Origin of the sequence: Pseudomonas sp. FG-3G (assembly GCF_901007645.1) — a bacterium.
GTDB lineage: Bacteria > Pseudomonadota > Gammaproteobacteria > Pseudomonadales > Pseudomonadaceae > Aquipseudomonas > Aquipseudomonas rhizophila.
Map to the genome: position 1 here is coordinate 13,748 of NZ_CAAKGZ010000041.1, position 22,479 is coordinate 36,226.

Sequence of the window (22,479 nt, forward strand, 5' to 3'; positions counted from 1 at the left end):
CGGGGTTTTTTTTGCCCGCGATTTGGCTTATTCCGCCTCTTCGCTGCCCTTGTCTGCCAATTCCATCCAGTCGGCCAATACAGTGTAGGCCTCTTCCAGGCCCATGCGCTTGGGCGCCGAGAACAACTGGATGGTGATCGTCTCGCCCCACCCCTTGCGGATTTCCGACTGCACTTTGAGCAGGGTGTTCTTGGCTGCGCCGTAGGTGAGCTTGTCTGCCTTGGTCAGCAGGATGTGCATCGGCATACCGCTGGCGACAGCCCAGTCGAGCATCAGCAGATCGAAGTCGGTCATCGGATGGCGGATGTCCATCATCAGAATCAAGCCTTTCAAACTCTCGCGGCTGCCCAGGTAGGCTTCCAGATGGCGCTGCCAGTGTTGTTTGAGCGGGATGGGGACTTTCGCGTAGCCGTAACCGGGCAGGTCGACCAAACGGCGTTCATCGTCTAGCTTGAAGAAGTTCAAGAGCTGCGTGCGACCCGGGGTTTTCGAGGTGCGCGCCAGGCTTGCATGGGTCAGGGTGTTCAGTGCGCTGGATTTACCGGCGTTGGAACGCCCGGCGAAAGCCACTTCAAAGCCTTCATCGTCGGGGCATTGATCGACTTTGGCGGCGCTAAGCATGAAGGTGGACTGTTGGCACAGGCCGAGGATGGGGTTCTTCAGTTGCATGGGATTTCCGATGTGGGTGGCGTCGGGAATGGACGCGGCAAGCTGTGTCGTTTCCGTTTCAGTGACGCCAGTATATAATGCCGCAGATTTTGTGTGCGCTTTGTCCCAGCGTAGGATGAAGCTCACGGGAGCGACCGACTGAAATTGCGCACTAGAACGCAGCTCGCTCTCAACCCTGAAAAGGTCGTTTTATGACGAAATGGCTGCTAGCTGCCGGTGTCTTGATGCCGCTTTACAGCGCTCAGGCTACACAGGATCCGGAAGCTGTGTACAACCGTGTTTGTGGTGCCTGTCATTCCGGCCAACTCCCCATGGCACCCCGCAAGGGTGATCAGGAAGCTTGGACGCCGAGGTTGGCGAAAGGTATGGAGACGCTGGTGCAACACGTGACCCAGGGTTTCAAGGCGATGCCGCCGCGTGGTTTGTGCATGGACTGCAGTGCCGAGGATTACCGAGCCATCATCCAGTGGATGAGCGAGTAAACCCGGTCCATAACTCTTTAACCCTTAGCCGTAGTTGGATTAGCTGATGAACAAACTGATCGTGAGTCTGCTGTTGACATTGGGGATATCCGGCGTAGCCCATGCCGCTGGCGATGCCGCCGCCGGCCAGGCGAAAGCCGCCGTATGTGGGGCCTGCCATGGTCCGGATGGCAACAGCATGGCACCAAACTTTCCAAAACTGGCGGGCCAGGGTGAGCGTTACCTGACCAAGCAGTTGAAGGACATCAAGGACGGCAAGCGTGTCGTGCTGGAAATGACCGGCCTGCTGACCAACCTGAACGATCAGGACCTGGCGGACATGGCGGCTTATTTCGCCAGCCAGAAGGGCAGCGTTGGCGCCGCCGATCCAAAACTGGTCGCACGTGGTGAAGCGCTGTTTCGCGGAGGCAACCTGGAAAAGGGGCTTCCAGCTTGCACCGGTTGCCACTCGCCTGACGGCAAAGGTAACGCAGCGGCCGGCTTCCCGCACCTTGGGGGCCAGCACGCTCAGTACATTGCCAAGCAGCTGACTGACTTCCGCAAGGAAGCAGACGGTCGTAACAATGATGGCGAGGCGATGATGCGCACCATTGCCCGCAAGCTGAGCGACGAAGAGATCGCGGCGGTGGCCAGCTACATTCAGGGCCTGCACTAAGACCGTTGGCCGGGCGTTGTGAGGGTTTACATCTCTTGCAACGTTAACGCTCGATTAATCTGTCGATGCGAACATCAAAAGGGTGGCTTTGGCCGCCCTTTTTTGTGGCCGCTACCGTTACACTAGCGAACTTGAACCCGTCACGGCCTGTCTGAAAAACACGCCTCGCGAGGTCACCTCATTGTCCAGGAGTAAAGCATGCGTAATCTGATCATCAGCGCCGCGCTCGCCGCTGTCAGCCTGTTCGGCATGGCCGCCCAAGCCAACGCCGAGGAATCGAAAGCCCCTTACGTCGAATTGAGCAATCCCGTTCCGGTGGCCGTGCCTGGCAAGATCGAAGTGGTGGAACTGTTCTGGTACGGCTGCCCGCATTGCTACGCGTTCGAGCCGGTCATCAACCCATGGGTCGAGAAACTGCCTTCGGACGTTAACTTCGTACGCATTCCGGCCATGTTCGGCGGCCCATGGGACGCCCACGGCCAGATGTTCCTGACCCTCGAAGCCATGGGCGTCGAGCACAAGGTTCACGCTGCAGTGTTCAATGAGATCCAGGTTGAGAAGAAGCGTCTGACCGATCCTGAAGAAATGGCTGAATTCCTCGCCACCCAAGGTGTGGACAAGGACAAGTTTCTGGCGACGTTCAACTCCTTCGCCATCAAGGGCCAGATCAACAAAGCCAAAGAACTTGCCAAGAAATACGAGATCACTGGCGTACCCACCATGGTCGTCAACGGCAAATACCGCTTTGATATCGGTTCGGCCGGTGGTGCTAACCAGGCGCTGGAGCTGGCCGACCAGTTGATTGCCAAAGAGCGAGCGGCAACCAAGGCCGCCGCCAACTAAGCGCGGCGCTGACCATGGCCCGCTGGAGCACCGAACGCGTCGTTGGCCTGCATGAACCGCGGGTCAATGAGCATCATATCGCCTCCACGGGCCTGCCTGCCGACAACTGCCTGCGGCTGCTCAGTTTCAATATTCAGGTGGGCATCAGCACAGAGCGTTACCGGCATTACCTGACCCGTGGCTGGCAACATCTGCTGCCGCACACCGGACGCGCCGTCAACCTGCAGAAGATCGGCGACCTACTGAAAGATTTCGACCTGGTGGCCTTGCAAGAGGCCGACGGTGGGAGCCTGAGATCGGGCTACGTCAATCAGGTGGAGCATCTGGCTCAACTGGGTGCTTTCCCCTACTGGTACCAACAACTCAATCGCAACCTCGGACGCCTGGGCCAGCACAGCAATGGTGTGTTGAGCCGCCTGCGGCCGTGGGCGATAGAAGATCACCCGTTACCCGGTCCCAAGGGGCGCGGAGCGATCCTGGCGCGCTTTGGCGAAGGTCCGGAGGCGTTGATCGTGGTCATGATGCACCTGGCCCTTGGGGCTCGTACCCGAACGATGCAACTGGCCTACATCCGCGAGCTGATTGGTGACTACAAGCACCAGGTATTGATGGGCGACATGAATACCCATGCCAACGACTTGCTGCAAAATTCGCCGTTGCGTGATCTTGGGCTGCTCGCCCCACAACTCGAAGCCACATTCCCCAGCTGGCGCCCCCAGCGCTGTCTGGACCATATTCTGCTGAGCCCCACCTTGACCCTCGAACGGTTCGAGGTGCTGGCTCACCCCATTTCCGACCACCTGCCTGTCGCGGTCGAAATTCGTCTGCCGGGTTCGCTCACGGCGGATGCATTCCCCGCACTGAGTCCTGCCCCTCGCGGATCCCATGAATGAGCGACGAAGCCGAACGCTGGAGAGAGAAGTACTTCAAGAGCATCGAACAGCAAGAAAAGCTCGAGCGCCGCTGGGCGGCTCGGCTCGACTTGCTGCGTCGCGGCCTGGTGCGCAGTACGCTGGCCGCCGAAGGCACTGACCGGGCGGTCGATCAGTGCATGAAAGAAATGCGCGAAGTGGTGCGCAGCGATGACATGGATGCCGCCCTCGCCGCTCTTTTGCCCCGCCTGGAAAAAGCTGTGCTTGATTCCGAGCAGCGTCGCGAGACTCGAGTCGAACAGGTGAGCGCTGCATTGACTTCCCTGGTCGCTCAGTTGCAAACCTTGCCGCTGCCAAAGGAAGTCAGCCGGCCCTTGAAAAAGTTTTCCAAGCAGTTGGAAGACCGGGTGGACCAGGCTCGGGAGATTCCTTTGCTGCTCAGTGAACTGAGCAGCTTGCAGGGCCAGGCGCTGAGTGTGCTGGAAGCGCCCACTGAACCGAATCGTCCCGGCCTGCTGCAACGGTTGTTTGGTGGCCACGGCCAGGAAGAAGCGGCGCCTCCGTCGCACGAACCTGCCCAGCGCAGCGCGGTAACGGTTTTGGAAGCGACACCGCCGGCACCGGCACAGTTAGCGACTGACGCTGCGCCTGTCATAACTCCAGTTCCAGCCCCGGCAGTGTTAGCCGGACCCGCGGCAACGGTCGATGAAGCGCCTGAACCGGTCGCGTTCATTCCGCCAATGGTCGATCCCGATCCAGAACGCTCTCCGTCGCCGGTATCCGAAGCTGCCGAGCCGACTCTGGAACGAGATGAAGCTACCGAGCAGGAGGAGGCAACCGAGCCGGCGCCGATTCCCACGGAACAGGCGGTGCCGGTAGCCGCCCTTGGGAACCCTGATGAGCTGATGCCCGAGGAGCCGCCGCAAGCGCTGGACGAGTCGCTGCCCCTCCCGGAAGAGCCCGTCGAACCCTCGGCCGCGGTCGAGCCGGCAGCGTCTGAGCCGGAGGACGACCATTATGAACTGCCCGACTCACCGGAGCCGTCCTACAGTTCGGTGGCCAGGCATATAGAAGACACCCTGTTGGGCCTGCTGGGCGATCTAACCCTGCCCGAGCGTCATCGTCCCCAGGCCGAGGCCATGCGCGAACGGCTGCAAAATGGCTTGAACTGGTATGAATTACTGCCAATTCTCGACGATCTTGCCGTGCTCATGCTGGCAATTACCGACACCGGCCAACATGAATTCGAAGCGTACCTGCAGCGCCTCAATGATCGGCTTGAGTCCTTCCAGAGCAGTTTACGGGCAGCCAGTGAAGACCATGCCGATAACCAGTCGGCCTCCCGGGAAATGGACACGCAGATTCGCGAGCAGGTGGATGGCTTGCAAAGCAGCGTGCAGGAAGCTGATGACCTGGAAGGTCTCAAGCAAGTGCTGGAGAACCACCTCGAAGGCCTGCTTGGCACGATGGACCTGCACCAGAAGCAGCGCGATCAGCGCGAGCAGGAAGTGTCGGCTCGCCTCAAAAGCCTGGCCGAGCGCGTCGCGCTGATGGAGCAGGATGCCCAGGTTGTCCGGGATAATCTTGAAGAGCAGCGGCAAAAAGCGCTTATCGATCCGCTCACTGGGCTGCCTAACCGCGCCGCCTGGTCCGAGCGTCTCGAACAGGAAGTTGCCCAATGGCAGCGGCACGGCAACAGTCTGCTGCTGGCCATGCTCGATCTGGATCACTTCAAGCGCATCAACGATAACTACGGCCACCTGGCAGGTGATCGGGTGCTGAAGATCATCGCTTCGGTGCTGCGCAGACGTTTGCGTGGCAGCGATTTTATCGCCCGCTTTGGCGGTGAGGAATTTGTCCTGCTGGTGCCCGACACGCCGCTGGCGGCCGGAGCAAGACTGGCCGAGTCCCTGCGCGCAGCCATCGAGGCCTGCCCGTTTCACTTCAAGGGTGAGCCGGTCACGATCACCGTGTCTGTGGGCATGACCGCGTTCAAAAGCGGGGAGCACAGCGATTCGGTGCTTAAAAGAGCCGATCAGGCGCTATATAGAGCCAAAAATGCCGGGCGCAACCGAGTGGAATGGGGCTGAAGGCAATTGTTCCATTTTGTGAATCCCGTTATGCGAGCCAGATCATCGCAACGCGATACGTTACACTGTTGCATTACCCCAGCGCGTAATGCACCTGCCATGAAATTTTTTTCGCTCATTGCCTTCTTACTGGTTCTGGCCGGTTGCGCCAGCGGCCCCAGGCTCGATACCAGCCACCCTTCAGTCAATCATGACAACCGTATCCAGTTCGTGGTGCTGCATTACACTTCCGCTTCCCTGGAGCGGTCCCTGGCTCTGCTCACCCACGGCGAAGTCAGTGCGCATTACCTGATCGGCGATGATAAAAGCGCGACCGTCTACAAGCTGGTAGATGAAGGCCGGCGCGCCTGGCACGCCGGAGACAGTGAATGGGATGGCCGGACCTGGCTCAATTCCAGCTCCATCGGCATTGAGATCGTCAATCCCGGTTTCGTCGATACGCCCACCGGGCGCCTCTGGTATCCCTACAGCGAAGCTCAGGTCCAGGCCTTGATCGCCTTGCTCAAGGACATCTCCCAGCGTAATGGGATCAACCCGCGCAACATCATTGGGCATAGCGATATTGCCCCGATGCGCAAGCTTGACCCTGGGCCGCTGTTTCCCTGGAAGCGCCTGGCGCAAGCTGGGGTGGGGATTTGGCCAGACGAGCAGGCGGTAATCCGCCAGCAGGCGGTTTTCGCGGCGCAGGTACCGAACGCCAGTTGGTTCCAGGCCGAGCTGGCCCGTTTCGGTTACCCGACGCCCCGCACCGGCGAATGGGATGTGGCCACTCATCATGTGCTCGCTGCCTTCCAGATGCGCTTCCGGCCGACCCGGTTCGACGGCATGCCGGATGCGCAAAGTGCGGCTATCCTGCAGGTGCTCAACCAGACAAAATAATGACGCCCGTCCGACGGTCAGGGCTAAATCCAAATCAGAAGCTATAACTCATTGGTAACTTTCGGATTACCAATGATGACGCCTGCCCGCGAAACCCTGCAAAGCTGGCTCCATCGCCCGTTTCTCCTGGCGATGATGGCGGCTGTCCTGAGTACCGTGCTATTGCTGGGCGCCAGTCTGTTCGTGGTGATGCAGCAAATCCAGCAGCGCGAAAGCGACCAGATGAATGCTCAGGGCGAGCGCTTTCTGCAGCGACTCGAGCAGCTTTTCGGACAGTTGCGCGAAAGCCTCGACGATCTGCAAAACCAGCCTTTGCGCAGATGCGACGACGACATGATCGCGACGTTGCAGCAGGTCAGCTTCAATTACCGTTTCGTCTACGAAGCGGCGTATATCGATAGCAGCGGGGTTTGTTCCAATCGTCCACGCCGCAGCGGGTTATCGGTGATCCGACCGCCTGACATCCGGGGCCCGACCTACAGCTACTGGCTCAATACCACCACCGAGCCGGATGAAAACCGTGCTGCATTGATGCTGGGGCGTGGCAATTTTCGCGTTGCGACTTCCCGCGGGCATCTGACCGACGTGGTCGACCTGCCCCCCGGCAGTAGCCTGCTTGTGGTGCTCGATCATGGCGAGCGGGCGATACCGGTGCTGGGCACCGATCAGTACTGGCCGCCCACGGAGCCTTGGCCCTCGAAAAGCCGCAATGCATTGCAAGTGACGCAGAACCGCCTGATCTATCGGATGCAGACCGACAGCCCGGAATATCAACTGGTGCTGATTGCTCAACGCAATGGTTTCAATATTCCCTCCAACGCCTGGTGGTTGCTGCCCATCAGCCTGATGCTGGGCCTGGGGATTGGTTTCCAGGTATTCCTGCTGGCGCGTCAGCGCCAATCGATGGACGCCGAGCTGCACGGGGCCATCCGGCGCGGGGAATTGCAGGTGCTGTACCAGCCGATCTTCGACCTGCGCAGTCGCAATTGCGTCGGTGCTGAAGCCCTGTTGCGCTGGCGGCGCCCGGACGGCACCCTCACCAGCCCGGATCTGTTCATTCCGATGGCAGAGAACACCGGGCAGATCCGTCAGATCACAGACTTCGTGCTGCAACGCCTGTTCGACCAGTTGGGTCAGCTGCTGCGGGCCAATCCGCAGCTCTACATCTCGGTGAACCTGGCAGCGTGCGACGTCATGGTGCCACGTATCGGCGAAGTGATCGCCCGCCTGCTGGCGTTGCATCGGGTGTCGGCGCACCAGATAGCCTTTGAAGTGACCGAACGCGGATTGGTCGATGTCCTGGTCGCCCGGGATAATCTGCAATCGCTGCGCGATGTCGGGCATCAGGTGTTGATCGATGATTTTGGCACAGGCTATTGCAGCCTCGCCTATCTGCAAACCTTGCCGGTGGACTGCTTGAAAATCGACAAAGCCTTCATTGACGCCCTGGGGCACGATGCCGCCAGCAGCGGTGTGGCCCCGCATATTATCCGCATGGCCCACGCGTTAGAGCTCAAGGTGATTGCCGAGGGCATCGAGCATGAAGCCCAGGCGTCTTACCTGAGCAGCGAAGGCGTGACTTTCGGGCAGGGTTGGCTGTTTGCCCATGCGCTCAGTGCCGTGCAGTTGATCGAGCTGATTACCCGCGGCCGGCGCCTGTTGGGGCGACGCCTGGACGATGAGGCCTGAGCCGACTCAGACCGCCAGCGCCATATAGAACTGGGTGCCCTGCCCCGGCCGTGAATAAACGCCCATGCGCCCACCGTGGAGCTGGACGATTTCCTTGCACAGCGCCAGCCCCAGCCCTGCGCCGCCCTTTTTGCGACCGACCTGGACGAAAGGTTCGAAGATCCGTCCCTGCTGGCCGTAGGGAATGCCCTCTCCATTGTCCTCGACGCTGATGATCACCCGCTCGCCGTGACGACGGGCCTGCAGGCGGATCTGACCGTGGTCGCCCGTGTGACGCATGGCATTGTCGATCAGGTTATCCAGCACCCGGTCCAGTTGCGCAGCGTCGGCATGCAGGCGCGGTAAGGGTCCCTGGATCGCCACGAGCAATTGGATGCCCTTGGCCTGGGCCTGTGCGGCAAACCGCAGCCGGGCCGACTCCAGCAGTTCTTCGATGGAACAAGGTGCCAGCGTCAGCTTTTGCAGGCCGTTCTGGTAGCGGGAGAAGTTCAGCAGGTCATTGATGAGCTGCATCAGGCGCTGCATTTCTTCGTTGACGGTGTTGAGCAGATCGGCTTCGCGCGATTCCTCAGGAAAATGCACGCGCTCCTGCAACAGGCCGAACGCCATGTGCATGCCGGTCACTGGGGTACGCAGCTCGTGGGACGCGCGCAACACGAATTCACTGCGCACCCTTTCGAAAGCGCGTTGTTCTGTGACATCGTGCAACACCATCACCGCCCCGAGGATGTGCCCCTGGGTATGGCTTACGGGGGTGAGGCTATACGTCAGCAACCGCGACTCGCCATCCACTTCGATGCTCAAGTCGTCCGGCGCCCGCTCCAGCGTTCCCCCGCGCAGCACCAGTTGCAGTTCCTCATCCAAATCCTTGCGTTCCAGCGCCTCGCCCAATCCCTGGCCCAGGCGCTCCTCGTCCCAGCCCAATTGACGCTGGGCCACCGGGTTGAGGTGCTCCAGGCGACCCTGGCGATCGATCATCAGCAAGCCGTCGTCGATGCTGTCGAGTACCGCTTGCAAGCGTTGCTGGCCGGCGAGCAGCTCATCGACGTTGGTGGCCTGATGCTCGCGCAGAGCCTGGGCCATGATGCCGAAACGACGGGTCAGCAAGTTCAGTTCCGAGGCCGAGGAGATCGGCAGCGTCACCTCGAAGTTGCCCTGGCCGATATTGTCCGCCGCCGCCGCCAGCGCCTCGATCGGCGCCCCGAAACGTCGGGCGATACCGTGGGCTGTGATGAAGCCGATGATCAGCACTGCCAACCCTACCAGCCCCAGTAATCCGGAAATCAGCAACGCGCGCTCGCGAGCTTTGTTCTGGGTGTCGCTGATGTTGTTCAGCGCCTGCCGATACGCGTCGATCAAGCCCGTGCGCAGCACGTTGAATTTTTCGGTGAGGTTCTGGATACCGGACAGTTGGGCCGGTAGCTGGCGAGAGGCTGAAAAAGCCTCCAGAAAACTGATGTAATCGGCTTTGGCCCTGCTGAAGCTGTCGGCTGAATCGTCCAGCACCTGTTCGTGGGCGATGCCCTCGTCGAGCAACTCGAAGTATTGCCGTTTGGATGCTTCCAGTGCCACCAGGTCGGGCTTCTCATCGAGCATGATCATCAACTGGTCGCCCAGGGTCTGACGCAGCTTGAGGCCCAGGTCGAGCAGGATGAAGTTGTCGCGCACCGATTGTTCTTGGGTATTGGCCATCTGCACCACGCTGACCAGGCCAAGCAACAGCCCCAGCAATGCCACGGTAATCAGCGCCGAGATACTCAGAAACAGCCGTGTGCGCAGCTTCATCGCCAGTTTCATAAGATGACGCTCACAGGTTGTACTGCTTGCGTTTGCGATACAGCGTGGAGGCATCGATTCCCAGAGTCTTGGCGGCCTGATCCAGCGTGTCGGCCGTGGCCAGCACTGCGCCAATATGCGCCTTTTCCAATTCGTCGAGGCTTAGCGCAGCCCCGATTCGCGGTGCATTGTTGACGGGTTGCTCGGCCATGCCCAAGTGGCTGATTTCGACTTTTTCCTGCGCGCAGATGATGCTGGCGCGCTCGACCACGTTGCGCAGCTCCCGGATGTTGCCAGGCCAGCGATAGCCTAGCAGCGCTTCACGAGCCTCGTCGCTGAAGCCGCGCGCCGGGCGGGCGTATTCCTTGACGAAGCGCGCCAGGAAGCGGTCGGCCAACGTCAGAATGTCTTCGGCCCGCTCGCGCAGTGGTGGCAGATGCAGGGTAATCACATTCAGGCGGTACAGCAGGTCTTCGCGAAAGCGCCCGTCGCGCACCATGTCCTCAAGGTTGAGGTTGGTCGCCGCGAGGATCCGCACATCGGCACGACGGGTCACCGGATCGCCGACCCGTTCGTATTCCTTGTCCTGAATGAAACGCAGCAACTTGGGCTGCAATGTCAGGGGAAAATCGCCGATTTCGTCGAGAAAAAGCGTACCACCGTCGGCCTGGTTAACCCGTCCCAGCGTGCTTTCACTGGCACCGGTAAATGCACCGCGGCTGTGGCCGAACAGTTCGCTTTCCATCAATTCAGCGGTCAACGACGGGCAGTTGATCGTGACGCAGGACTTCTTCGCGCGTTTGCTCCAGCCATGGATGGCTCGGGCCAGTTCGCCCTTACCGGTGCCGGACTCGCCAAGGATCAGAATGTTGGCGTCAGTGCTGGCGACCTGGCGAGCGGTTTCGAGCACGACTTTCATCGCCGGGCTGTGGGAGTCGAGGCCGTCATTGGGTTTGCGCACTTCCCCTTCCAGGGCTTCCAGTCGCGCCGATAACTGGCGCACCTCTAACTGTTTGGCGGTCGCCAGGCGCAGTTGATCGGGGCTGCAAGGCTTGACCAGATAATCGGCGGCGCCCGCCTGGATCGCATCAACGGCGGTGTCGACCGCCGAGTGGGCGGTGACAATCACCACCCGCATCCAGGGTGCCTGGATGCGCATTTGCGCCAGGACATCAAGGCCGTTGTCTTCTCCCAGGCGCAAGTCCAGAAAGCACAGGTCAAACACCTGCCGCTGCAGCAGGGTGTCCGCCTGGGCGGCGCTGTTGGCGGTGGCGACGCTGTAGCCTTCGTCTTCCAGGCAATAACGGAATGTACGCAGGATGGCGGACTCGTCGTCTACCAGCAGAATGCGGCCTTGATGCTCAGTGGCGGATTCCATTTTTCCTACGCTCCTTTAATGAATGATGTTGGTTAGTGTCAGAAAAATCGGGCAAGTTGCATGGTCGTTTCTGAGGGGATATTACCCACCGACAGCGTACTTGCGAGTGTCTGACTCCTAAAAGGTTGATTTAGGTCCCTTTTTTGCGCCCGCGGCCGCCTCGTACGGTATGGCTTGCCCATTCCGACATCTATTTCCGACGGGCAATTCAAAAAGATTCTATCGCGTCTATCTCCGCCGTTCGTGCATTACGCACGACCTTTGTCGTGGCCATCGTGCAGGATGCGCTCCGGCTGGCTCGCAAGTCATCCATAACTAATTGATTTTAAAGATATTTATATCGCCAAAAATTCTGGCATGCCGAGTGCAATGGTTAGCTCAACGTGGCGTCAAGGCGCCTCAACCAGGTCACCACTCGGGGTGGGGAGGAATTTCAGGATGAATCGTCAACGTGCCGCTCAGTTTCGAATCTCTGCCCTGCATGTTCAGCAGGGTTTGTGGGCAGCAGTGGCCCTGCTGATCACGCTTGTGGCTGGCCAGCAGTTGATGCTTTGGCATCAGAGCCAACAGCCTGAAGCGCCTCTGTTGTCAATTCAGCGCGCCCCGCAAACTCATTTCAGCGCTGTCAGCAGCCTCTCGGATATTTCCGCCTCGATGCGAATGATGGAAGTCGATCAGGCTGAGAGCGGCATGCCCCGCGAGGAGCGCTGGGTGTTTTAACTCGATGAACCGGTCGTCCACTGCACCGGAACCATCACTGCAAGACCCTAACTAAATAGAAAAGCGTAAGGAGAATCACCATGTTGAGCTGGGCAATTACTTTCCTGATCATTGCCATCATCGCCGCAGTACTGGGCTTCGGTGGTATCGCAGGCACCGCCACGGGCATCGCCAAGATTCTCTTTGTCGTGTTCCTGGTGATGTTCATCGCTTCCTTCTTCTTTGGCCGCCGCGGCCGAGGCTGACCATGAGCGTCGCACTCAAAGGATTGGTCGCTGCCCTGCTGCTGGGCGGCGGCACCATGGCCATGGCTGCCAACGACGGACAGATGCGGGTCAATCAGTTGCTCAAGGCCGACCCGCAATATGTCGAGACTTGGCAGCAAGTGGTTAAAAAGGAAGAACGCCTGCCGGAATGGGTGATGAACCTGTCAGGCGATTCGCAGTAGATGAATGCTGTCGAGGAAGATGGCGACAAATACTTGGTCGGTCCGTTGTGCGAAACCCAGGCGACATGCCGCAGCAAGCGCTTGTTCGTCGCTTTCAGTTTCGACAAGGACGAGGCTTATGCATTGCTGGTTGAAGTCCCTGCCGGACTTCCGGCCGACAAGTCGCCGACACGTCATGCTGATTACCGGTTCCTCGGCAATCCTGATGAAGGTATGCAAGAACTGTTAATGGAGCAACTCAAGAAAGATCCGAACTGGTACTGATTCTGAAAGCGAGAAAAGCACGTTGTTTTTCTCCTCTGCACAGTCCGAAGAGGGCCGATGCATGACCAGGGGGCCGGGACGCTCTGCCCGTCTAAGGGCGCAGTGACCTACGGGCACAAGGGGTGCCTGCGAAAGGGCCGGGTCAGGAAAAAGCTTCCACGCAGGCTCGCACAGTCATGACGACTGGCGAACTTGCGTGGAGCTTCGTGCGTTGTAAAGTTCATGCCAGAGCGGTTGGCTATCCTGGCGTCTGCGCCACCCCTGCGTACCACCATCGTTTTTCCACACTGCTCCACTCCCCCGCATCCGACCGTATATCGGAGATTTATCCGCCCGGTCCGCTCTTTCAAGTGTGCTTCATTCTTCCGTCCTTTGAGCGCTTTTTACGAGGCCGGACAAAACCCCGTTGCGCGGAAAATGGCCGGTTCACGGCATTTTTGCCTGCCGAAATGGCGTATTCGAACCGATGGGTACGCACGTTTTATTTCAAAGACATCATGCCGATTCGGCATAGGGTAGGCGTTTACGGCATTAGACGCCCCTCCTTTGCATCGCAATAGTTGCGCCTTTTTTCGCCTGCCAGTGCGCCTTTGGCGCGTACTCGGGGTGACCTTATATGGGGGCAGCGGCACGCATTCGTATCGCCATCGGGTGGTTCGGTTTGTGGCCAGTTGCCCGAGTCCAACTGAAGTAAGGGTAAAGATATGAAGAAGGCAAGACTAAGCCTCGCCTGGCAGATCCTCATCGGTCTGGTGCTCGGGATTGCAATTGGCGCGCTGCTCAACCATTTCAGTACCGAGAAGGCCTGGTGGATCAGCAACGTGCTGCAACCGGCAGGCGATATCTTTATCCGTCTGATCAAGATGATCGTGATCCCGATCGTGATTTCTTCGCTGATCGTCGGTATTGCCGGGGTCGGTGACGCCAAGAAACTCGGGCGTATCGGCCTCAAGACCATCCTCTACTTCGAAATCGTCACCACTGTCGCCATCGTCGTCGGTTTGCTGTTGGCCAATTTCTTCCAGCCGGGCAGCGGCATCGACATGAGCACCTTGGGTACGGTGGATATTTCCAAGTACCAGGCCACGGCCGCCGAGGTTCAGCATGAACATGCGTTCATCCAGACCATTCTCAACCTGATCCCGTCGAACATCTTCGCGGCGGTGGCGCGTGGCGAGATGCTGCCGATCATTTTCTTCTCCGTATTGTTTGGCCTGGGTCTGTCCAGCCTGCAATCGGATCTGCGCGACCCTCTGGTGAAAATGTTCCAGGGCGTCTCGGAAAGCATGTTCAAGGTCACCCACATGATCATGCAATACGCCCCGATCGGCGTGTTCGCCCTGATCGCGGTGACGGTTGCCAACTTCGGCTTCGCTTCGCTGTTGCCATTGGCGAAGCTGGTGATCCTGGTTTACGTCGCCATCGCGTTCTTCGCCTTCGTGGTGCTGGGGTTGATTGCACGTCTGTTCGGCTTCTCCGTGGTCAAACTGATGCGCATCTTCAAGGATGAGCTGGTGCTGGCCTACTCCACCGCCAGCTCCGAAACCGTGTTGCCACGCGTGATCGAGAAGATGGAAGCCTACGGTGCACCCAAGGCGATTTGCAGCTTCGTGGTGCCGACCGGTTATTCGTTCAACCTCGACGGTTCGACCCTTTACCAGAGCATCGCGGCGATTTTCATCGCTCAGTTGTACGGCATCGATCTGTCCATCAGCCAGCAATTGCTGTTGGTGCTGACCTTGATGGTGACCTCCAAAGGCATCGCCGGCGTACCGGGTGTCTCTTTCGTGGTGTTGTTGGCAACCCTTGGCAGTGTCGGTATTCCGCTGGAAGGTCTGGCGTTCATTGCCGGTGTCGACCGCATCATGGACATGGCCCGCACCGCGCTGAACGTGATCGGCAATGCCCTGGCCGTGCTGGTCATTTCCCGCTGGGAAGGCATGTACGACGATGCCAAGGGCCAGCGCTACTGGAATTCCCTGCCCCACTGGCGCAGCAAAGAGCCGATGCCGGCGGGAGAAACTGCCAGCCGTTGAGGCGCATGATCCCTGTGGGAGCCGAGCTTGCTCGCGATTGCGGTGTGTCAGCCAACATCAATGCTGACTGATCCGGCCCCATCGCGAGCAAGCTCGGCTCCCACAGGATCTGCCATAGGATTTTTGTAGCCCCTGCGCAGTGCCAAGCAAACCCCGGAGAAATCCGGGGTTTGTCGTTTCTGCCAGCCCCGCTATCATTCGCGGCATCTTCCGGGGGACTTAACCGATGCTCAATGGCCTGTGGCTTGGCTTCTTTATCGTGGCAGCCGTGTCGGCGCTGGCGCAGTGGCTGATCGGCGGTAACGCCGGGATCTTCGCCGCCATGGTGGAAAGCATTTTCGCCATGGCCAAGCTGTCAGTGGAGGTGATGGTCCTGCTGTTCGGCACCTTGACCCTGTGGCTGGGGTTTCTGCGGATCGCCGAAAAGGCCGGTATTGTCGACTGGCTGGCCAAGGCGCTCGGGCCATTGTTTTTGCGGCTGATGCCGGAGGTGCCAGCGGGTCATCCGGCGATTGGCCTGATTACCCTCAACTTTGCGGCAAACGGCCTGGGGCTGGATAACGCGGCGACCCCGATCGGCCTGAAGGCCATGCGAGCCCTGCAGGACTTGAACCCCAGCCCGACCATCGCCAGCAATGCACAAATCCTGTTCCTGGTGCTCAACGCCTCATCGCTGACGCTGTTGCCGGTGACCATTTTCATGTATCGCGCCCAGCAAGGGGCGCCGGACCCGACCCTGGTATTCCTGCCGATCCTGCTCGCCACCAGCGCCTCAACCCTGGTGGGGCTGCTGTCGGTGGCCTTCATGCAGCGCCTGCGCCTGTGGGACCCGGTAGTGCTGGCTTATCTGATTCCGGGTGCGTTGGTACTGGGCGGTTTCATGGCGCTGCTGGCGACGCTCTCAGCCACGGCGCTGGCCGGGCTGTCTTCGATCCTCGGCAACCTGACGCTGTTCGGCTTGATCATGATGTTTCTGGTGGTGGGCGCGCTGCGCAAGGTCAAGGTTTATGAAGCCTTCATTGAAGGTGCCAAAGAGGGCTTTGACGTCGCCAAGACGTTGCTGCCATACCTGGTGGCTATGTTATGCGCCGTCGGCGTGCTGCGGGCCTCGGGTGCGCTGGACTTCGGCCTGGACGGCATCCGGCACCTGGTGCAGTGGGCCGGCTGGGACACCCGTTTCGTCGACGCCTTGCCGACTGCCATGGTCAAGCCATTCTCCGGCAGCGCCGCGCGGGCGATGCTGATCGAAACCATGAAGACTTCCGGCGTGGACAGCTTCCCCGCGCTGGTGGCCGCGACCATTCAGGGCAGCACCGAAACCACCTTCTATGTGCTGGCGGTGTACTTCGGCGCCGTCGGTATCCAGCGGGCGCGGCATGCGGTGGGCTGCGCGCTGCTGGCCGAGTTCAGCGGCGTCGTGGCGGCGATCGGGGTTTGCTACTGGTTCTTTGGCTGAACCATATCCCCTTGCCACAGGCCCGGATTGCAGTCACGGGCCTTTAGGGGCGTGCGGGTATCGCCAAGCGCTGGCCTTGTTCTACCGTCCAGTTCACAACCTCGGCGGTCAGTCGATCGCTGGCCTGGCCGAAACCTTGCACCACTGCCGGCACTTGCACGTCGCTCAAGGGCTGGCGGACTTCAAAACGATGACTGGCAAGGATGCGTTGGTCAAATCCCCGCACCAGCAATGCGTCCAGGCGAATCACCACGCTGGCCCCCGCGCCTTGATATTCGGTCTGGAAGGCCTGCAATTGGCCACCCAACTCCAAATCCGTTTGCAAGTTGCTGTCGGCGACACTCAATAGCCCGACACGTCCATCCTGTGCGAAGCCATCGAGCAAGCGATTGCGCAGCAACACCGGTGCCGGGTCGCTCCAGCGTGAGGCTGCGTAGCTGCTCAACAGATTGCCGTGGGGAATGACCGCGATTTTAGGGCTGTTGAGCACTTCGCTGGCCTGCGGGCTGGCCAGGCGCAACGACCACTTCACGGGCGTGCCCGGGGCTGCGGGCGCCAGAGTCGCGGGTAAGCGATAGACGTCCGCGGGCTCGGCCTGGGGCAGAATCGAGCAACCGCCCACCAGGACACATCCTGCCAGCAAGAGGATAGGGCGGACGAACCGAGCAAACGGCTTCATGGCGTGAATTCCTTGTTCTTGTCATTGCCCAGCAAATAGCCGCTGGGGTTGGCATCCAGGCGCCGGGAAATACCCCGCAGCGCGCTCAGGGTGTCGCGCAGTTCCCGCACCGCCGGCGACAGGGCATTGAGCCCCTGCATGCCATTGTTCAGCGCGTCGCGATTGTCGTTGAGCAGTTTGTCGAGGGTTGCGGTGCTGCGGGCCAGCGATTGCATGGCCTGGTCTGCGCTGCTCATGACCTCTTTGCCCTGATCGTTGAGCAGACCGTTGGCGCTGCGCATCAATGCCGTAGTCTGCTCCAGGGTGGCGCTGGCCTGTTTGCCGACAGAAGCCAGTTGCTGCATGGCCTGGCGAATATCGCCGCGTTGATCGGCGATGACCCCGGTGGTTTGCTCCAAGTGTTCAAGGGTCTTGCCCAACCGCTGGACATTGTCCGAGGAAAACACCGCGTTGGCGTTATGCAGCAGCAGGTTGATGCTGGTCATCAGGTCATCGCTGTTGTTCAGCAGGCGGGCGATGGGCGAGGGCGCTGCGATGATCACTGGCGGCTCGCCATCGTGCCCGGTCAGTGGCGGGCTGTTGGGGGTGCCGCCACTGAGTTGGATAATCGAGGTGCCGGTGATGCCGGTCAGTGCCAGTTTGGCCTGGGTGTCCTGCTTGACCGGTGTTTCAGCACTCAAGCGTACCCGCGCCAGTACCCGGCGCGGGTCGTTCGGGTCCAGGCGCAGATTGACCACGTCTCCGACCTTGATGCCGCTGTACTCCACCGAGCTGCCTCTGGACAAGCCACTGACCGCTTCGTTGAACACCACTTCGTAATCCTTGAATTCGCTGTCCACGCTGGACTTGGCCAGCCACAACCCAAACAGCAGGGCGCCGACCACCACGATCACGGTGAACAGGCCGATCAATACATGATGGGCTCGGGTTTCCATGTCAGACCTCGTTCAATTGTGTAGCGGCCGTCAAGGCCGCGCGGCCGCGAGGGCCGTGGAAGTATTCATGGATCCAGGCATCGTCGGTTTCCGACACTTTGTCGATGACATCGGCCACCAGCACTTTTTTCTGGGCCAGCACCGCCACCCGGTCGGTGATGGTGTAGAGGGTGTCCAGGTCATGGGTGACCAGAAATACGCTCAAGCCCAAGGCGTCGCGAAGCGTCAGGATCAATTGGTCGAACGCTGCCGCGCCGATGGGGTCGAGGCCGGCGGTGGGTTCGTCGAGAAACAGAATGTCCGGATCCAGGGCTAGCGCCCGGGCCAAGGCTGCACGCTTGATCATGCCGCCGGACAGCGAGGCGGGGTATTTGTCCGCCGCCGATAGCGGCAGCCCGGCCAACGCCAGTTTCACCGCCGCCAGATGTTCGGCATCGGCCCGGCTGAGCCCGGCGTGTTCGATCAGGGGCAGGGCGACATTCTCTGTCACAGTCAGCGAAGAAAACAGCGCGCCTTTCTGAAACAGCACCCCAAAGCGTCGTTCCACTTGCGAACGCTGTTGCTGGGGCAGGCTCGGCAGATCCTGGCCGAATACTCGCACGGCCCCTTCACTGGGCCGGTTCAAGCCGACAATGCTGCGCAACAGCACCGATTTGCCACTGCCGGAGCCGCCGACCACCGCGAGGATCTCGCCCTTGTATACGTCCAGGTCGAGGTTTTCGTGCACGCTCTGCAGGCCAAAGCGATTGCACAAGCCACGTACCTGTATCACCGCCTCGGTGGGCGGCCTGGAAGGTCGACTCACCATTGCATCTCCATGAAAAACAGCGCGGCTACCGCATCGAGCACGATCACCACAAAAATCGACTGCACCACGCTCGAGGTGGTGTGAGCCCCGACAGACTCGGCGCTGCCGCTGACTTTGAAGCCTTCCAGGCATCCCACCGCAGCAATCAGGAAGGCAAAGATCGGCGCCTTGACCATTCCCACCACGAAATGCTGGACGCCGATGTCCGACTGCAACAGCGTCAGGAACATCGCCGGAGAAATATCCAGCGACAGGGCACACACCACACCGCCGCCGACAATGCCCGAGAGCATGGCCACAAAGGTCAGCATCGGCAGCGCCACCAACAGGGCCAGCACTCGCGGCACCACCAGCAACTCGATGGGATCGAGGCCCAGGGTACGAATCGCGTCGATTTCTTCGTTGGCCTTCATCGAGCCGATCTGGGCGGTGAAGGCGCTGGCGGTGCGACCTGCCATAAGAATCGCAGTCAGCAACACGCCGAATTCGCGCAGAAACGAGAACGCCACCAAGTCCACGGTAAAAATACTGGCGCCGAAATCGGCCAGCACCGTCGCCCCGAGAAACGCCACCACCGCGCCCACCAGAAAAGTCAGCAGGGCGACGATAGGGGCCGCGTCCAGCCCCGTCTGTTCGATGTGAACAACCATCGGGGTAATGCGCCAGCGTTTCGGGCGAAACAGGCCCCGGGCCAGCGTTTCTAGGATCAAGCCGACAAAGCCCAGCAATTGCAGGGTATCTTGCCAGACCTTGTCCACGGCTCGACCGATGCGTGTCAACAACTGGGTCACGACACTCACCGTCGGCTCTTTGACCGGCACGCAGAAGTCGGTCAGCGAGCAATAGACCGTCTGCAACAGTGCCCGATCGGCGGACGACAACGTGCAGTCGCGGTGCTCGGCGGTCTTGCCCAGCCGCTCGGCGCCCAGCAGTTCCACCAGCAACGAGGCGCCAGCGGTGTCGAGGGCACCCAAGCCATTGAGGTCGATCAGGGTGTTGTCGTCGTACTGGCCGCGCAGCGAGTCGCTCAAACGCTTGAGCTGCGTGTAGTGAGCCAGTGTCCAGTCCCCGCTGATCCATAGCTGCGCCGGGGAGTGAGAGCGATCCAGTCGGGCACTGCCAGCCAGAGTGCCAGGGGTCATAAGCGCCATGCTCGTTCGGCTCGAAAAGTGTTACCTAATAGCACGCCCGGCATTATTTTGTCCCAGGCTCGAGCGCAGCGCTGACCTTGAAGCGCAATACACCAATCACCTGGCCATTTTCCGTCAGCACCCGCACCTGCCATTTACCGGTGGGGTCTTCCGGGAAGTTCTGCTTGTGGGTCCAGGCGCGATAGCCTTCCTTGCGCCCGCCATGAATGTCCAGGGCGATACGGTCCACCTCTTTGCCGTTGAATTGCCAGACGTGATAAATCCGCTCATCGAGCCCTCGCGGCGCATTGATAGCGGTGTAGGCATACAGACCGTTGCCGCGTATCTGGTCAGCGGTGACTTCCTTCAGGCTGGCGCCCGGCGTGCGGTCCTCCAGTTGGGTGCTGATTGCCACCTCGGTCATCCACAAGGTTGCCGGCGGCACCCAGGAGCGCAGCACCCACCCGGCCGCGCCGATCCCCACCGTGATGCACAGAATCGCCAGGGCGTTGCGCACGGTGCGGATCGGAAAGATCGAAGCCAGGCTGGGGAACGACAACAGCATGGCAGTGCCCAGCGCCAGCTTGAAGCTCTGGTCGGTGGTCAGGTGCAGGATGATCGGCAGTGCGGTGAGCAGGGCGGCAAACAGCGTCAGGGTGTGCAGCGCCAGGAACGCCCAGCGCCGGGGCGCCAGCCATTTGTAGTACAGCGGATCAATGATTGAGACCAGTGCCGAGGCCGCCAGCAGGCCGGTGAAAATCACTTGGCTGCTGTTCCAGGTGGTGGTGATGAAAAAGAACGGCAAGACGAAAAACAGGCTTTCCTGGTGAATCATCTGCGTGGCGTAACGCAGCAGCGGCTGGGGGATTTCCCGTTTGAATATGCGGGTAAAAAGCCGGGTCAGGCTGTTCTCCAGCATCAGCCAGAGCCAGCTCACCAGCATGATGATGGTGATCCAGGTCGCAAGACCCTGCTGGCGGTCCACCAGCATGAAACTGCCGACTCCAGAGATGAAGCCACCGAGTGCGATGACCCCTGGATAGCGCTTCATCAATTCGAGAAGGCGCTGGATGTAATGAGTCAGGTTCGGCATTCGGCAGTTCACAGTGAGTCGTAGGAAATATCCCTGACAGAGTATCGCCAGGACATCGATGTGACGAGCGCTCTAAGCCCTGCGACGCAATCTCCACCCGACCAGGACCAACAGCAACCCCAGCAGCCCGGCCACGCCCCAAACCAGCTCATCGTCGCCGAGCATGGGTTTCTCGATGCGCAGGTAGCCCGGGTCCTTGAGCAGTTCACGCAGGGCCTGGTTGGCCTGTTCCAGGCTCACCGCCTGAAGGCGCACGGCCGGATTGGTGAAGCGGCCGTCGTCGTAATCGCCAAGGGCACCCCAATAGTAATCGGCCAGTGCGCTGTTGCCTTGAACCGCCCACGACTGATGGGCGATGGCGGCGCGTTTGATGCGCACGAAACTCTCCGGGTCGAGGCCATCCTTGAGCAACGTGGTGCGCATTTGCTCCAGCGCCTGCTCGGCCTGGGGCAGGTCATCACGGGCCAGGTCCGCGTTCAGGCTGAAGAAGCCAACGCCGCCAAACACCTCTCGCTCCACCCACGGCCCGTAGGACAGGCTGCGGGCCAGGCGCAGCTGGCGATAGAGCGCCCAGTCCAGATAGTCCTTGAGCAGGTCGAAGGTTTCGTCGTGTTGCTGTTCCAGCACCGGCTCCGGAAACAGCCAATGAAGCTTGGCGCTATTGCCCACCAGGCCGCGCATCAGGTTGCGCTTGGTGACCGCGCTGTAGCGGATCTGCGGTAACGCTGCGTGAGCGCTGGGCTCGACCGGCTCCAGTTCGCCGAAGGTCCGCTCCAGATAGGCCGGTAGCAACCGGTCCAGGTCGCCGACCACGATCAGCGTCATGTTGTTCGGTGCATACCAGGCCTTGCGTGCCTGCTCGATCCTGGCAAGGGTGAGGTGCCCGACTTCGGCGCGTTCGGCACAGCGCAGACCCAATTCCACTGCCAGTTGATTGCCCGCCTTGTGGCCCAGGTCCTGATGATCGAGCCAGCGTTGCAGATGGGTGTAGTGGCCGCCATCCTCGCGCTCCACTACACGTTTGGCCGCTTGCAGGGCGTTGTCGTCGATGCGGGTACGAGTCAGCAGGGCGATCAACAGGTCCAGGACCTTGCGTTGATTGCGCGCCGGTGCCTCGATGACGAACGTGGTGTCGGCGTTGCTCGTGAAGGCGTTCCACTCGCCGCCCAGCGCCTGCATACGCTCTTCCAGCCCGCCTTCGCCGCCGTCATCGACACCGCTGAACAGCAAATGCTCAAGCAGGTGGGGCAGTTCCTTGTCGGCGCAGTTGAAGTCGTCCAGTCCCACGCCCACTACCAGCCGGATCGCCACATGCCCGCGCTCGCTGCCCGGCTTGAGCAGCAGTTGCATACCGTTGGGCAGCACATACCCCTCGACCTGGAATCGATCCAGCGCGACCGACGGCAGTGAACCGAGCAAAAGAACGGCGAGCAACAGACAACGCATAGCGAGCTTCCTGGCGGCTGATTGGAGGTCCATGTGCCGGGCAGGCCGTCATCGCAGGCAACTTCGCGCCCCACCTCGAACCCAATGGATCTCCATGGCGACGTGGGGCCGGCTTGCGTGCGAATGGTTTA

20 protein-coding genes and 1 pseudogene are annotated in these 22,479 nt (G+C 60.4%); 12 read left to right on the forward strand and 9 right to left on the reverse strand.

The genetic code is table 11. The features are described 5' to 3' along the window. Positions 1-27 precede the first annotated feature (27 nt). Positions 28-669, reverse strand: coding sequence for a ribosome biogenesis GTP-binding protein YihA/YsxC (gene yihA, locus PSEUDOMOFG3G_RS24195; protein ID WP_047229786.1), 642 nt, complete (start codon positions 667-669; stop codon positions 28-30). 191 nt (positions 670-860) lie between these two features. Between yihA and PSEUDOMOFG3G_RS24200 the strand changes: the two genes are divergently transcribed. The 7 genes from PSEUDOMOFG3G_RS24200 (at position 861) to PSEUDOMOFG3G_RS24230 (ending at position 8,179) form a co-directional block, all read left to right on the forward strand. After that, positions 861-1,151: a cytochrome c5 family protein gene (locus tag PSEUDOMOFG3G_RS24200; RefSeq protein WP_003196231.1), complete on the forward strand. Its 291-nt coding sequence runs from the start codon at positions 861-863 to the stop codon at positions 1,149-1,151. Between the two features lie 46 nt (positions 1,152-1,197). Further along, positions 1,198-1,806 carry a cytochrome c gene (locus PSEUDOMOFG3G_RS24205; RefSeq protein WP_047229787.1) on the forward strand — a complete coding sequence of 203 codons (609 nt, stop codon included), beginning with the start codon at positions 1,198-1,200 and terminating at the stop codon, positions 1,804-1,806. A gap of 198 nt (positions 1,807-2,004) precedes the next feature. Next, the gene (locus tag PSEUDOMOFG3G_RS24210; protein WP_047229788.1) at positions 2,005-2,649 is read left to right on the forward strand and encodes a thiol:disulfide interchange protein DsbA/DsbL; all 645 of its coding nucleotides are present in this window, start codon (positions 2,005-2,007) and stop codon (positions 2,647-2,649) included. Positions 2,650-2,663: 14 nt separating this feature from the next. Beyond that, on the forward strand, positions 2,664-3,542 hold the full coding sequence (locus tag PSEUDOMOFG3G_RS24215; protein WP_047229789.1) for an endonuclease/exonuclease/phosphatase family protein: 879 nt from the start codon (positions 2,664-2,666) through the stop codon (positions 3,540-3,542). Then, positions 3,539-5,611 carry a GGDEF domain-containing protein gene (locus tag PSEUDOMOFG3G_RS24220; protein WP_139048720.1) on the forward strand — a complete coding sequence of 691 codons (2,073 nt, stop codon included), beginning with the start codon at positions 3,539-3,541 and terminating at the stop codon, positions 5,609-5,611. The genes PSEUDOMOFG3G_RS24215 and PSEUDOMOFG3G_RS24220 overlap by 4 nt, the downstream gene beginning before the upstream one ends. Positions 5,612-5,710: 99 nt before the next feature. Next, on the forward strand, positions 5,711-6,490 hold the full coding sequence (locus PSEUDOMOFG3G_RS24225) for an N-acetylmuramoyl-L-alanine amidase (protein WP_047229791.1): 780 nt from the start codon (positions 5,711-5,713) through the stop codon (positions 6,488-6,490). A gap of 75 nt (positions 6,491-6,565) precedes the next feature. Continuing rightward, positions 6,566-8,179 (forward strand): EAL domain-containing protein, encoded by a 1,614-nt coding sequence (locus PSEUDOMOFG3G_RS24230; RefSeq protein ID WP_076386507.1) that lies wholly within the window; start codon positions 6,566-6,568, stop codon positions 8,177-8,179. A gap of 6 nt (positions 8,180-8,185) precedes the next feature. On the opposite strand, the gene PSEUDOMOFG3G_RS24235 is transcribed toward PSEUDOMOFG3G_RS24230, so the two are convergent. Further along, positions 8,186-9,976, reverse strand: coding sequence for an ATP-binding protein (locus PSEUDOMOFG3G_RS24235; RefSeq protein ID WP_139048721.1), 1,791 nt, complete (start codon positions 9,974-9,976; stop codon positions 8,186-8,188). Positions 9,977-9,986: 10 nt separating this feature from the next. Next, on the reverse strand, positions 9,987-11,333 hold the full coding sequence (algB, locus tag PSEUDOMOFG3G_RS24240; RefSeq protein ID WP_047229793.1) for a sigma-54-dependent response regulator transcription factor AlgB: 1,347 nt from the start codon (positions 11,331-11,333) through the stop codon (positions 9,987-9,989). Positions 11,334-11,771: 438 nt separating this feature from the next. Here algB and PSEUDOMOFG3G_RS24245 point away from each other — a divergent pair, with 438 nt between their 5' ends. From PSEUDOMOFG3G_RS24245 to PSEUDOMOFG3G_RS24265, 5 genes and pseudogenes are all read left to right on the forward strand, one after another. Continuing rightward, positions 11,772-12,053, forward strand: coding sequence for a hypothetical protein (locus tag PSEUDOMOFG3G_RS24245; RefSeq protein WP_139048722.1), 282 nt, complete (start codon positions 11,772-11,774; stop codon positions 12,051-12,053). Between the two features lie 80 nt (positions 12,054-12,133). Beyond that, positions 12,134-12,298: a DUF1328 domain-containing protein gene (locus tag PSEUDOMOFG3G_RS24250; protein ID WP_003177151.1), complete on the forward strand. Its 165-nt coding sequence runs from the start codon at positions 12,134-12,136 to the stop codon at positions 12,296-12,298. A 2-nt stretch (positions 12,299-12,300) separates the two neighbouring features. Further along, a pseudogene (locus PSEUDOMOFG3G_RS24255) lies at positions 12,301-12,765 on the forward strand (inhibitor of vertebrate lysozyme family protein). Between the two features lie 704 nt (positions 12,766-13,469). After that, positions 13,470-14,801, forward strand: coding sequence for a glutamate/aspartate:proton symporter GltP (gene gltP / locus PSEUDOMOFG3G_RS24260; RefSeq protein ID WP_047229796.1), 1,332 nt, complete (start codon positions 13,470-13,472; stop codon positions 14,799-14,801). Positions 14,802-15,027: 226 nt separating this feature from the next. Next, positions 15,028-16,257: a nucleoside recognition domain-containing protein gene (locus tag PSEUDOMOFG3G_RS24265; protein ID WP_139048723.1), complete on the forward strand. Its 1,230-nt coding sequence runs from the start codon at positions 15,028-15,030 to the stop codon at positions 16,255-16,257. Between the two features lie 43 nt (positions 16,258-16,300). Here PSEUDOMOFG3G_RS24265 and PSEUDOMOFG3G_RS24270 read toward each other — a convergent pair whose 3' ends face one another. The 6 genes from PSEUDOMOFG3G_RS24270 to PSEUDOMOFG3G_RS24295 form a co-directional block, all read right to left on the reverse strand. Further along, on the reverse strand, positions 16,301-16,936 hold the full coding sequence (locus PSEUDOMOFG3G_RS24270; RefSeq protein WP_139048724.1) for an ABC-type transport auxiliary lipoprotein family protein: 636 nt from the start codon (positions 16,934-16,936) through the stop codon (positions 16,301-16,303). After that, positions 16,933-17,871 (reverse strand): MlaD family protein, encoded by a 939-nt coding sequence (locus PSEUDOMOFG3G_RS24275; RefSeq protein WP_047229799.1) that lies wholly within the window; start codon positions 17,869-17,871, stop codon positions 16,933-16,935. The genes PSEUDOMOFG3G_RS24270 and PSEUDOMOFG3G_RS24275 overlap by 4 nt, the downstream gene beginning before the upstream one ends. Before the next feature lies 1 nt (position 17,872). Further along, entirely contained in the window at positions 17,873-18,679 is an 807-nt protein-coding gene (locus PSEUDOMOFG3G_RS24280) for an ABC transporter ATP-binding protein (protein ID WP_171061294.1), read from the reverse strand. Then, positions 18,673-19,821 carry an ABC transporter permease gene (locus PSEUDOMOFG3G_RS24285; RefSeq protein ID WP_047229800.1) on the reverse strand — a complete coding sequence of 383 codons (1,149 nt, stop codon included), beginning with the start codon at positions 19,819-19,821 and terminating at the stop codon, positions 18,673-18,675. The genes PSEUDOMOFG3G_RS24280 and PSEUDOMOFG3G_RS24285 overlap by 7 nt, the downstream gene beginning before the upstream one ends. Positions 19,822-19,873: 52 nt before the next feature. Beyond that, the gene (locus PSEUDOMOFG3G_RS24290) at positions 19,874-20,902 is read right to left on the reverse strand and encodes a DUF5924 family protein (RefSeq protein WP_047229801.1); all 1,029 of its coding nucleotides are present in this window, start codon (positions 20,900-20,902) and stop codon (positions 19,874-19,876) included. A gap of 72 nt (positions 20,903-20,974) precedes the next feature. Continuing rightward, the gene (locus PSEUDOMOFG3G_RS24295) at positions 20,975-22,348 is read right to left on the reverse strand and encodes a pitrilysin family protein (protein ID WP_047229802.1); all 1,374 of its coding nucleotides are present in this window, start codon (positions 22,346-22,348) and stop codon (positions 20,975-20,977) included. Between the last annotated feature and the right edge of the window lie 131 nt (positions 22,349-22,479).